The organism is Marinifilum fragile, from assembly GCF_963677365.1.
GTDB lineage: Bacteria > Bacteroidota > Bacteroidia > Bacteroidales > Marinifilaceae > Marinifilum > Marinifilum fragile.
This window is the reverse complement of sequence record NZ_OY781962.1, coordinates 4,157,247-4,168,762: the sequence shown is the minus strand read 5'-3', so window position 1 is coordinate 4,168,762 and position 11,516 is coordinate 4,157,247. Positions and strand designations below refer to the sequence as shown.

The window sequence follows — 11,516 nt, the reverse complement described above, 5'->3', positions numbered from 1 at the left end:
TACCATGTCTGCTTTACACAGGTTAACCATTCTATTTTTAGTTTTACTTTCATTTGTTTTTGTGAATTTGCATGCTCAAAATCAAATCCAGAAAGCTGAAGAATTATTGCCTAAAGCGGAAGGTGAGCAACGCATTGTGTTGCTGAGAGAGTTATCAAAGCTCTATTTGGATGTAAATATTGATAAAAGCATTGATTATCTAAAAGAAGTTGTTGTTTTATCCTCGGATGTTCCTGCAAATCACGCAACGGCTTTGTACGATTTGGGAAATCTGTATCGAAGAGTTAATAATTTCAGAAGGGCTTTAGATTGTCATTTGCAGGCATTGGAAATTCGAAAAAACACATCCGATGAGTTGGCTGTATCAGCTTCATACAATAATATTGGTGAGATTCATAAAATTTTAAACAAACACAAGGAAGCTCTTGAATATTTCAATCAATCACTAAAAATTCGGCAGAAGGAAGGATCAGAAAAGGAAGTTGCGTATACCTTAAACAATATTGGTAGTGTGTATTGGCTCGATAAAGACTATGCCAACGCTTTGGAGTATTATTTAAAATCTTTGGAAATCAGATCCAAACTTGGCGATAAATCGGATATTTCCTCATCACTGAATAATCTTGGTAATGTCTATAAAAACTTAAACAAGTACAACAAGGCATTAGATTATTACAAAAAGGCTCTAACCCTTCGTGAGGAACTTGGCGACAAATCTCTCATTGCCTATACCTTAAATGACATTGGTGGCATTTACTGGAGACTGAACAATTTTAATGAATCGCTTAACTTTTACAACCGCGCTCTAAAAATCAGAAGAGACCTTGGCAATAAGCGTTATACTGCAGCCACATTAAAAAACATAGGAACAGTTTACAAAGATTTAAATGAACTTGATTTTTCGTTAAAACACTATAATGAATCGCTTAAAATTTACAATGAAATAGGTGATCTGAAAGAACAAGCTAATGTATATTCATTAATTGGAAATTTATACAGCAGCTATAACAATTTCGATAAAAGTCAGGAATACCATAAAATTGCGCTCAACCTACATGAGAAATTAGGAAATGCTAAAGGAATTGCATATTCATCGAATAGCATAGGCGAAATTTTAATGGATTACTACAAAAGCGATGATGCTTTGCAGTATTTAGAATCTGCCTACGAAAATGCCAATTATTCTAAGGACAGAAACTTGCAAAAGACAACTTCCGAAAATCTGTTTGAATATTATTCGAATAAAGGCAACTACAAAAAAGCACTAGAGTATTATCGTAATTATTCAAACACCCAGTATGACAGCATTGTAGATCAATACGACAAGAATAGGATCAGTGAGTTTGAGGCGAAATACGAAATCTCTAAAAACAAAGAAGAAATTAAGGGTCTGAAGGAATATAACAGAATGCAAGCCATTCTGATTTACCTTTTTATTGTCCTGATTATTTTTGCAGGAATTATTGGCTACATTACCAATAAAAATATCAAATTAAGAAAAGAGACTACTGCTACCCTTACCGAGAAAAACCAAGAGTTAGAAGAAATTAATTCACGTTTGAAAGAATCGGATATTATTTTGCGTGATTTGAATCTAACCAAGGATAAGATTTTTAATATTATATCGACTGATTTGCGTGATCCATTTATTGATCTGAAAAATATCAGTACAAAACTCATCGAAAGCTTTAATGAGAATGATATAGAATACCAAAAGTCCTTAGCCATTGGAATTCGTGATTTATCTGATCACACCAATGATTTGGTAGAAAATATTTTACTGTGGTCTGCATCGCAGGCTGGTAAAGCCACATTTTCTCCAAAATATTTCAACATTCGAGAATCAATTAATGGAGTTCTTCAAAAACTATCGGGTCCAATTATTGAGAAGAATTTGAAATTCATTTTTAATATGGACAATACCTCAATGGTTTATGCCGACTCTGCTGCCATGTCAGAAGTTTTTAAAAATCTAATTTCAAATGCCATTAAATTTTCCTATTCCGAAGGAAAAATCACTCTCTCAGCACGAGAAAAAAAATATCTTGTGGAGCTGGAAATATCCGACGAAGGAGTTGGAATGAGCAAATCGAACCTTAATAAAATATTCAGACTGGATAATAATTACCTTGCTCTTGGCACTGCACAAGAAAAAGGAGCTGGTATTGGCCTATTGCTCTGTAAAGAGTACGTAGAAAAAAATGGAGGTAAAATCTGGGCCGAAAGTGAGGAAGGAAAAGGAAGTAGTTTTTATATCACAATTCCTAAGTCTGAAAAAATTATGGAGTCAATTCCAAAAACAAAGGCATAAAACAAAAGGCACCCAAATGGATGCCTTTTTTTATTACTTTCTGCTTCTAATTATTTAGCAGTAATTTTATTTACAAAGTGATAGTGACTTCCGAATCTTTCGAATGCTGCCTTATCAAGTTCTTCTCTAAAGTTTGGGTGAGCAACAGAGATAATTGCTTTAGCTCTTTGTTGAAGTGACTTACCAAACAAGTTCACAGCTCCATGCTCAGTTACAAACCATCTCATGTTGTTACGAGTAGTTACAACACCTGATCCTGTTAATAAGGTTGGAGTAATTTTAGAGATACCTTTACCAGTAACAGAAGGCATTGCGATAATAGGCACACCACCTTCAGAAGCTGCAGCACCACGAGTAAAGTCAATCTGACCACCTACACCTGAATAGTGTTTGGTTCCAATTGAGTCAGCACAAACCTGACCAGTAATATCAATAGATAATGCTGAGTTGATAGCACATACTTTTGGGTTTTGCTTGATAATACCAACACCATTGGTATAAGCAACATCCATCATCAAAACTCCTGGGTTATCATCCACAAAATCGTAAAGTTCTTTTGTTCCCATCAAGAAACCAGCAACAATCTTACCTGGATCTAACTTCTTATTTCTACCGTTAACAACACCGCTTTCTACCAATGGAAGAAGACCATCAGCAAACATTTCAGTGTGAACTCCAAGGTCCTTGTGATTTCCTAACTGTGCCAAAACAGCATTAGGAATACCACCAATACCCATTTGCAAACAAGCTCCATCAGGAATCAATTCTGCCACATTTTTACCAATTGCAATATCCATTTCTGATAACGGTGCATTGTGGTGCTCGATAAGTGGAGAGTTGTCTTCACAGAAAATATCAAAGTTCGATAGCGGCATCATTGCATCACCAAAAGCACGAGGTACATTAGGGTTGATGATTGCAACTACAGTATCAGCTTCTTCAACAGCTGCTTTACTAGCCTCAACAGAAGTTCCTAAAGAAACAAAACCATGCTTATCAGGAGTACTTACCTGTACAACTGCAACATTTACATTTAAAATACCCTCACGAATCAATTGCTGAGTTTCTCCTAAAAACACAGGAATATAATCTGCATAACCTGCTTGAGTTTGCTTTCTAACATTAGCCCCAACAAACAATGATTCAAGATTAAAAATTCCTTCAAATTCAGGATCAGCATAAGGAGCTGGTCCTTCTGTGTGAATATGCTGAATGGTTACATCGTAAATTTCACCATTACGACCGCGATCACACATTGCGTTAATGAATTTATGAGGTGTCAACGCTACGGAGTGCAAGTGTACTCTATCTCCAGACTTAATTACCTTTGCTGCTTCTTCAAAAGAAACTATTTTAATCTCTTTATGCATCTCTAATCGGTTTTATATTGATGTTTATAAATTTCTAATTCGCCGACTAAAGTAGTATATTTTTTAAGTCCAATTTCTGCTATTTAGCATGAGTGCTACAAAACATATCTTCACTATCAATTCATAATTAAGACTTTGTGTTTTAGATTGAAAGAAAATTGATTTTAACAAATCACTTATACAATCTGTCAATTGCAGGCAATTAAAAACAGAGCTATATAAAATAAAGAAGCCGGGAGACCCAAACTCCCGGCTGCAAAACCCAAACATCTAATAAAACTTAAATAACAAAAACTATCAAACTATTATTTTTACTAACCCTTTTAATAAGGTATACTATTTTTGTTGTAAGTACTTGTGAAAAATAGTTTTCCTTGTTTTCTATATCAAATATACGAAGCAATTACACATCAAGCAAATCAATATTGTTTATAGTGTTATAGATAATGTTTATATTTGAAAGAATTTAAAAAACAACAAACTAATGATCACGATCACTCAACTCGAATATATCGTGGCTGTTGATACTTATCGTCACTTTGCAACAGCTGCCGAAAAATGTTTTATTACTCAGCCAACCTTAAGTATGCAGATCAAAAAACTGGAGGAGTATTTGGATGTTACCATATTTGACAGAAGCAAACAACCAATTATTCCAACCGACGTTGGCCTTGATATTATTGAACAAGCAAGAATCATTCTTAGCGAAACCAAAAAAGTTGATGAGATCATTAAAGATCATAAGAACACCATAGAGGGAAATTTGAAAATTGGGATTATCCCAACATTAGCTCCTTTTCTTCTTCCGATGTTTATTGGTGATTATATCAGAAAATATCCTGCTATTAAAGTTGAGGTGGAAGAAATGGTTTCTGAAGAAATTGTAAAAAGCCTTAAAAAAGATAAAATTGATGTGGGTATTTTTGTTACGCCTGCAAAGGATGATAAAATTCGAGAAAGACATCTTTTCTATGAAGAAATGATGATTTACGCACACAAGGATCATCCACTACTAAAACAACCTATTGTTGAGGTAAAAGATATTGCTACTCCAGAAATTTGGATGCTTAGTGATGGACACTGTTTCAGAAACCAGGTAATCAATCTTTGTGAGATGCACGATTTGCAACATCAGGAATTGCCATTCGAATTTGAAAGTAATTCTCTTGAAACTTTAATGAAAATTGTGGATCGTGAAGGAGGTTTTACACTGATACCTGAATTAGCAACTCAATATTTGCCTGAAGAAAAGATGGCACAGGTAAAAAAATTCACAAACATTCATCCTTTAAGGGAGGTTAGTTTGGTATATTCTCGTCATTACACAAAAAATAAATTGTTGGATTTATTGGCTGATCAAATCAAAAATATAATCCCAAATAACTTTTTAAGTAGTGATAGAGGAACAATTGTTGAATGGCGCTAAATTTATTTTAAGCTTATAACGAAGTAGTTAGTTTCTTTACCGAAAAAAAGTGTAAGTTTTTTCAAAAAAAGTTTTGCAGGAATAAAGAATTATCTCTTTCTTTGCAGCGCAAAAGAAAAAAATAAGAGGCTAACTCTTCAACATTTCTGAAGCAATAAAAAAGAGTTTTTTCGCAAAGTGTTTGCAGTTTTAAAAAAATAAATTACCTTTGCAGCTCTGAAAAATTAGATGGTCCGTTCGTCTAGGGGTTAGGACGCCAGATTTTCATTCTGGTAACACGGGTTCGATTCCCGTACGGACTACTAAAAATTTTGCAGTAATTCGATTTTAATTTATCTTTGCTGCGCATTAATAAACCAATGGTCCGTTCGTCTAGGGGTTAGGACGCCAGATTTTCATTCTGGTAACACGGGTTCGATTCCCGTACGGACTACCAAGATAATAATTTAGATAACTTTAAGAGATGGCAAATCATCAATCTGCAATTAAAAGAATCAGACAGTCTGAAAAGAAAAGAGTACACAATAAGTATTATGCGAAGACTGCCAGAAATGCTGTAAGAAAGTTACGTGCTACTTCAGATAAGGAAGCTGCTAATGAATTACTTCCTAAAGTAACTGCAATGTTGGATAAACTTGCTAAGATTAATGTAATTCATAAGAACAAAGCTGCTAACTTGAAATCTAAATTAGCTTCACACGTTAACAAGCTGTAAGACACTATAACTCTGTTATAAAGGGTTCTCAATGAGAACCCTTTTTGTGTATGCACATATTCCATATTGGTTTTGTTTATGTAAATTTATAACTTTAGTTAAATATTTACACAACAAACTATGGATGAATATAATAAACTAAGCATTAAAGACTGGGCTCTTGAAGATCGCCCCAGAGAAAAATTAATGTACAAGGGAGTTAAAAGTTTATCTACCGCAGAACTTTTAGCAATTATTATTGGCAGTGGCAATCGCAATCAGTCCGCTGTCGAACTTTCCAAAACGATACTCTCCCATTGCAATAATGACCTCAACGTCCTTGCTAAAAAATCAATTCATGATTTGATGAAAATTAAAGGAATTGGAGAAGCAAAAGCCATTGGTATTATTTCAGCATTGGAAATTGGTCGCAGACAAAAAGCTTTTCAGAGTAAACAGAAAGAAAAAGTTACTTGCAGTCGCGATGCTTTCGAAATTCTATTCCCTTTTGTAGAGAATTTAGGACATGAAGAATTTTGGGTTTTGTTCATGAATAGAGCCAACAAAGTTATCGAAATCAAAAACGTTTCTTCAGGAGGAATTACAGGCACTGTTTTCGACATCAGGTTGGTGTTAAAAGAGGCTCTACAACTTGAGGCGGTTAATCTTATTCTTTGTCACAATCATCCATCGGGAAATTTGGCTCCATCAGCAGCAGACAAAGACATTACAAAAAAATCGAAAGATGCTGCTAAACTGATGAATATAGAAATATTAGATCATATAATAATTGGCGAAAACGATTATTATAGTTTTGCCGATGACGCACTAATTTAGAATGAATTAGATTACGAATTTTTCCTTCATTTCCTTCCTTAATATTATTGAAATATGGCTATATTTGCGCTCAGCTAATTTTTAAATAATAAAACATGGTGATCCACACTTTAGGAGAAAACAACTCCCTTTTTAACCGATTTATAGCTGAAATCCGAGACGTTAACATTCAAAACGATCCTCTTCGCTTTAGAAGAAACCTTGAAAGAGTTGGTGAGATATTCGCATACGAAATCAGTAAAACTTTAGATTTTGCAGATCAATCAGTGGAAACTCCACTTGGTACTGCAATTGCTTCTCTTCCAAAGGATGAAGTTGTTGTAGCTTCGATATTAAGAGCAGGTCTTCCTTTGCACAATGGTTTATTAAACTATTTTGATAGATCAGAAAATGCTTTTATTTCTGCATATCGCAAGCATACCGAAGATGGAAAATTCAAAATTAATTTCGAGTACATTTCATCTCCTTCTATCGATGGCAAGGTGGTTATTCTTGCCGATCCAATGTTGGCAACAGGATCATCAATGGAGTTGGCATACAAAGCAATGCTAACAAAAGGTACTCCTAAACACGTACACATTGTATCTGTAATTGCAAGCCAAGAAGGTGTTAATCTTATTAAGAACAATTTACCTTCAGAAAACACTACCATTTGGAATGGTGTTGTTGATGCTGAACTAAATACCAAGTCGTATATCGTTCCTGGTTGTGGCGATGCTGGTGATTTGGCTTTTGGTGCTAAATTAGGATAATCAATATTTTTGATAATATCTCAAGGACTGTTTTAATGACAGTCCTTTTTTTTGCGAAACTCTTAAATGTTAGTGCTTATTCTATCCAAGGATTGATTTGCCGATGACTTAGACGACAAATAATTTCTGATTAAATACTAATCCGCTTAAAAATTCTTGCTACAGTTTGGCAAACTGACAGCAAAGCAACCTTGCATGCATACCACAATATCCTTATACCTTAAATCGCGTAACCTCCGATGTATCGGGACAAGAATTTTTCATATCCAAGATGCTCTTACCTGTTACCGGATGAATAAAATCAGGTGCAATTTCTGATAAAGGAGCCAAAGCAAACATTCTCTCTCCCATTCTAGGATGTGGCACTTCTAACCTTTCGGTATCGATAATTAAATCATCGTAGAACAAAATATCAACATCAATAGTTCTCTCGCTGTAGCGATTTTTCTTTCGAATGCGACCAAGCTTTTTCTCAATTTCCTGAGTTTGATCAAGAACTGCCTCAGGCATCAAGTTGCTTTCGACTATCACCACTTGGTTCAGAAAACTTTGCTCATGTTCGAATCCCCATGGTTCTGTTTCATATATGGCTGAAACATTCAGAACTTTTCCAACATCATTCCCCAAAGCTTCAACTGTGCTTTTAAGAATTAACTCTCTATCACCTAAATTTCCTCCTATTAAGAAATATACCTTTGCCATCTGTTATAATTTGATCGGTAAAAGAAACAAAGAAATCTTTCGAAACAAAATATACATCGAAAATAATCCGCATTTCAAACTTCTGTCAGTTTAATTAGATATATTTGTTACAATGCCGATTTACATAAATCTGCATCTTTCAATTAGATAATCAATTAAAAGAAAATCAATATGAAAAGCTTCTTTAAATTTACATTTGCCTCCATATTAGGTGTTATTGTAGGTGGATTTCTTCTTTTGTTTTTGGGCATCATGATTATTGCTGGTATCGCTTCAAGTGCTGATAAAGCAGTAACCGTTAAAAACAAAAGTGTTCTGGAAATTAAACTAAATAAATCCCTTGCTGATCGAGGCGCGGATAATCCTTTTGATGAATTGGGTTTACCAGGAACTGGTAGCTCAAGCATTGGTTTAACCACCATTTTAGAAAGTATTGAGAAGGCTAAAACCGATGAAAAAATAAAAGGTATTTATTTAAATGTTAGCGATGTTTCTGCAAACTTTGGTGGTATTGCCTCTATCGAAGAAATCAGAAATAAGCTTAAAGAGTTTAAAGAAACCGGTAAATTTATTGTGAGCTACAACAATTTTGGTTATTCACAAAAAGCCTACTACCTAACCTCTGTCTCGGATAGCATTTATTTAAATCCTGAAGCCATGATAATGCTTCTTGGTATGGGTGGTGAAAGAACCTTTTACAAAAAATTCTTAAAGAACATTGGTGTAGAAGCTCAGGTCATCAGAGTTGGTAAATACAAATCGGCTACAGAACAGTTTTTCAGAGATGACATGAGTGACGAAAGTCGTGAACAAACCATGGCTTATGTTGGTGATATTTGGAATCAAATTTTAACAGGAATTTCAGAAGAAAGAGGCATTTCGGTTGACAAATTAAATGAACTAATTGATACATTTGCCATTAAAAAGGCAGCTGATGCTAAAAAATACAATTTAATTGATGGAGTGATTTACCAGGATGAAATGAATGCTATCCTTAGAAAGCTTACTGATATTAAAGAAGACAAAAAACTTCGTATGGTTAGTGTGTCTGATTACGCAAAATCTCCAGATGCTGATGCCAAATTCTCAAAAAATAAAATTGCCGTAGTTTATGCTACAGGTGCCATTGGAAATGAGCAAAGCGAAACAGCAATAGGTCCTGAATTGGCTAACACCATTCGCAAAGCCAGAAGAGATTCAACCGTTAAAGCCATCGTATTGCGCGTAAATTCACCGGGAGGTAGTGCTTTGGTTTCTGATATTATTTGGAGAGAAGTTGAATTGGCTTCGCAAGAAAAACCGGTTATTGCTTCAATGGGTAATGTGGCTGCATCAGGAGGTTACTATATTGCCTGTCCTGCAGATACTATCGTTGCCGATAAAAATACCATTACCGGATCAATTGGTATTTATGGCTTGTTCTTCTCTGGTGAAGAATTGATTAAAAATAAAATTGGGTTCACAACTGATTCTTACGGAACCAACAAACATTCTGCCTTTGGTGGAGGTTATCCATTAATGGTTGTTCCGGTTTCCTCAAGAAAGTTCACAAACACTGAAAAAGAAATCCTTCAGGATATCATTAACGAAGGATATGACACATTCCTAACTAGAGTTGCAAATGGAAGAAACCGATCGAAAGAAGAGATTCATGAAGTGGCACAAGGAAGAGTTTGGAGTGCTGTGGATGCCAAAGAAAATGGTTTGGTTGATGTTTTAGGAGGTTTAGAAACCGCTATTGAGATTGCAAAAGAAAAAGCAGGCTTAAAAGATGATTATAGAATTGTTTCTCTTCCGAAGCAAAAAGATCCAATTCAAGAATTAATAAATGATATTACTGGCGAAGCCAAAACCAGATTCTTAAAATTTGAATTAGGTGACACCTACAGATACTACAATCAGGCTCAAAGCATTATGAATTTAGGTGGTGTTCAGGCTCGATTGCCATACGAAATAGAATTGAACTAAACTTCATAAGCTCATTCTCATTAAAAATCCTCAAAATTTGAGGATTTTTTTTATTTCAGGAATCACCATATTTTTATCAACTAAATTAAAAATTATTGTCATATTTAATTCGTTTTAAATACTAACAAATATTTCTGTAAATTTAATATGGAATTAATTGTTACTATTACAAGTCTATCTCTAACGATATCTATTCTATACACCTGATTAAAACTATAATCAATGAAAGCACTAACCCGTTTTTTAAAAGTTTTACTACTCCCTTTTAGTTTACTTTACGGATTGATTGTGGCCATGCGCAATATGCTTTTCGATATAAATATTCTTACCAGTACCGAATTCAAAATCCCAATCATTTCGGTTGGTAACATCACCGTTGGAGGAACTGGAAAAACTCCTCATATAGAATACCTTATCACGCTATTAAAAGATGATTACAAGCTTGCAACCCTAAGTCGTGGTTACAAAAGAAAAAGTAAAGGCTTTATCCTTTCTGATGAAAATTCCACTGCAAACTTGATTGGTGACGAGCCTATGCAAATCAAACGCAAATTTCCTGACATACTAGTTTCGGTTGACAGCAAAAGGGTAAATGGGGTTAAAAATCTGCTTAAAAGTGAACACGGCAATGATTTAAGCGCAATTCTACTGGATGATGCCTACCAGCACAGGTATATAAAACCAGGCTTATCCATTCTTTTAATTGATTACAACAGACCAATTACTCGCGATTTTATAATGCCATATGGGCGTTTGAGAGAAAGTGCAGAAGAAAGATCCAGAGCAAATATCATTATTGTGAGTAAGACTCCTACCAACATGACTCCAATTGAGAGAAGAATCATAGTGAAAGAACTGAAAATATTGCCTTACCAAACATTATATTTCACATGCTTAGATTATGGTAATCTTCAACCGGTATTTAGCAAAGATGCAGTAAAAATTGGGGATGAAGATTGGAACAAGGAAAGCTTTTCAATCCTTTTGGTAACTGGAATTGCAAACCCAAAACCTTTGCGAGAATATTTAGATGGTTTCTCGAATACAATTGAAGAATTGCATTTTCCAGATCATCATGCGTTTAATCAGAAGGATATTCAAACTATCGAGAAGAAGTTTAATGAGCTACCTGGCGATAATAAAATCATTATTACCACAGAAAAGGATGCTACTCGTATTTGTGATATGGAAATCAAGCAAGAAAACATTAAAAAACACCTGTTCTTTGTTCCTTTATGCATTAAGTTTTTAAATGAAGACAAGTCGAAATTTGACAATCAGATTTTAAACTACGTTAAGAAAAATAAGCGAACAAGCAATCTGCACAATATCGAAACTGATTCAATATAAAAAAGGGGAATTAATGCGTTCCCCTTTACTCTACCATTTATTAACCACTACATTAATTAACAGCTATTGCAAAAGCACTTTGACGTGAGCCAAAATAAATTTATTC

The 11,516-nt window shown here is 34.5% G+C and carries 9 protein-coding genes and 2 tRNA genes; 9 read left to right on the top strand and 2 right to left on the bottom strand.

All coding sequences use genetic code 11. The features are described from left to right. The first annotated feature begins 4 nt into the window (after window positions 1-4). Window positions 5-2,311 carry a tetratricopeptide repeat-containing sensor histidine kinase gene (locus tag ACKPCA_RS16720; protein WP_321280096.1) on the top strand — a complete coding sequence of 769 codons (2,307 nt, stop codon included), beginning with the start codon at window positions 5-7 and terminating at the stop codon, window positions 2,309-2,311. A 50-nt stretch (window positions 2,312-2,361) separates the two neighbouring features. Here the strand turns inward: ACKPCA_RS16720 and ACKPCA_RS16715 are convergent, their stop codons facing one another. Then, the gene (locus tag ACKPCA_RS16715) at window positions 2,362-3,681 is read right to left on the bottom strand and encodes an acetyl-CoA hydrolase/transferase family protein (protein WP_054716457.1); all 1,320 of its coding nucleotides are present in this window, start codon (window positions 3,679-3,681) and stop codon (window positions 2,362-2,364) included. A 484-nt stretch (window positions 3,682-4,165) separates the two neighbouring features. On the opposite strand from ACKPCA_RS16715, the gene ACKPCA_RS16710 reads away from it, so the two are divergent. The 6 genes from ACKPCA_RS16710 to upp all read left to right on the top strand — a co-directional run bounded on the left by ACKPCA_RS16710 (window position 4,166) and on the right by upp (window position 7,390). Further along, on the top strand, window positions 4,166-5,107 hold the full coding sequence (locus ACKPCA_RS16710) for a hydrogen peroxide-inducible genes activator (RefSeq protein ID WP_054716453.1): 942 nt from the start codon (window positions 4,166-4,168) through the stop codon (window positions 5,105-5,107). A gap of 230 nt (window positions 5,108-5,337) precedes the next feature. Next, window positions 5,338-5,409: transfer RNA gene (locus ACKPCA_RS16705), tRNA-Glu, on the top strand. A 59-nt stretch (window positions 5,410-5,468) separates the two neighbouring features. Beyond that, window positions 5,469-5,543: transfer RNA gene (locus tag ACKPCA_RS16700), tRNA-Glu, on the top strand. Window positions 5,544-5,570: 27 nt separating this feature from the next. Further along, the gene (gene rpsT, locus ACKPCA_RS16695; RefSeq protein ID WP_054716451.1) at window positions 5,571-5,822 is read left to right on the top strand and encodes a 30S ribosomal protein S20; all 252 of its coding nucleotides are present in this window, start codon (window positions 5,571-5,573) and stop codon (window positions 5,820-5,822) included. 120 nt (window positions 5,823-5,942) lie between these two features. Beyond that, entirely contained in the window at window positions 5,943-6,638 is a 696-nt protein-coding gene (gene radC, locus ACKPCA_RS16690) for a RadC family protein (protein ID WP_054716447.1), read from the top strand. A gap of 95 nt (window positions 6,639-6,733) precedes the next feature. After that, the gene (gene upp, locus ACKPCA_RS16685) at window positions 6,734-7,390 is read left to right on the top strand and encodes a uracil phosphoribosyltransferase (RefSeq protein ID WP_054716445.1); all 657 of its coding nucleotides are present in this window, start codon (window positions 6,734-6,736) and stop codon (window positions 7,388-7,390) included. A gap of 213 nt (window positions 7,391-7,603) precedes the next feature. Here upp and folK read toward each other — a convergent pair whose 3' ends face one another. Beyond that, window positions 7,604-8,092 (bottom strand): 2-amino-4-hydroxy-6-hydroxymethyldihydropteridine diphosphokinase, encoded by a 489-nt coding sequence (folK, locus tag ACKPCA_RS16680; RefSeq protein ID WP_321280095.1) that lies wholly within the window; start codon window positions 8,090-8,092, stop codon window positions 7,604-7,606. Between the two features lie 171 nt (window positions 8,093-8,263). Here folK and sppA point away from each other — a divergent pair, with 171 nt between their 5' ends. Together sppA and lpxK are read left to right on the top strand one after the other, a co-directional pair. Then, on the top strand, window positions 8,264-10,060 hold the full coding sequence (sppA, locus tag ACKPCA_RS16675; RefSeq protein ID WP_321280094.1) for a signal peptide peptidase SppA: 1,797 nt from the start codon (window positions 8,264-8,266) through the stop codon (window positions 10,058-10,060). Window positions 10,061-10,282: 222 nt separating this feature from the next. Continuing rightward, window positions 10,283-11,410 (top strand): tetraacyldisaccharide 4'-kinase, encoded by a 1,128-nt coding sequence (lpxK, locus tag ACKPCA_RS16670; protein ID WP_321280093.1) that lies wholly within the window; start codon window positions 10,283-10,285, stop codon window positions 11,408-11,410. The last annotated feature ends 106 nt before the right edge of the window (window positions 11,411-11,516 follow it).

Excerpts from the sequence above, each read along its gene's own strand:
- ACKPCA_RS16720 (WP_321280096.1), top strand. The coding sequence starts at position 5 with ATGTCTGCTTTACACAGGTTAACCATTCTATTTTTAGTTTTACTTTCA.
- ACKPCA_RS16715 (WP_054716457.1), bottom strand. The coding sequence starts at position 3,681 with ATGCATAAAGAGATTAAAATAGTTTCTTTTGAAGAAGCAGCAAAGGTA.
- ACKPCA_RS16710 (WP_054716453.1), top strand. The coding sequence starts at position 4,166 with ATGATCACGATCACTCAACTCGAATATATCGTGGCTGTTGATACTTAT.
- rpsT (WP_054716451.1), top strand. The coding sequence starts at position 5,571 with ATGGCAAATCATCAATCTGCAATTAAAAGAATCAGACAGTCTGAAAAG.
- radC (WP_054716447.1), top strand. The coding sequence starts at position 5,943 with ATGGATGAATATAATAAACTAAGCATTAAAGACTGGGCTCTTGAAGAT.
- upp (WP_054716445.1), top strand. The coding sequence starts at position 6,734 with ATGGTGATCCACACTTTAGGAGAAAACAACTCCCTTTTTAACCGATTT.
- folK (WP_321280095.1), bottom strand. The coding sequence starts at position 8,092 with ATGGCAAAGGTATATTTCTTAATAGGAGGAAATTTAGGTGATAGAGAG.
- sppA (WP_321280094.1), top strand. The coding sequence starts at position 8,264 with ATGAAAAGCTTCTTTAAATTTACATTTGCCTCCATATTAGGTGTTATT.
- lpxK (WP_321280093.1), top strand. The coding sequence starts at position 10,283 with ATGAAAGCACTAACCCGTTTTTTAAAAGTTTTACTACTCCCTTTTAGT.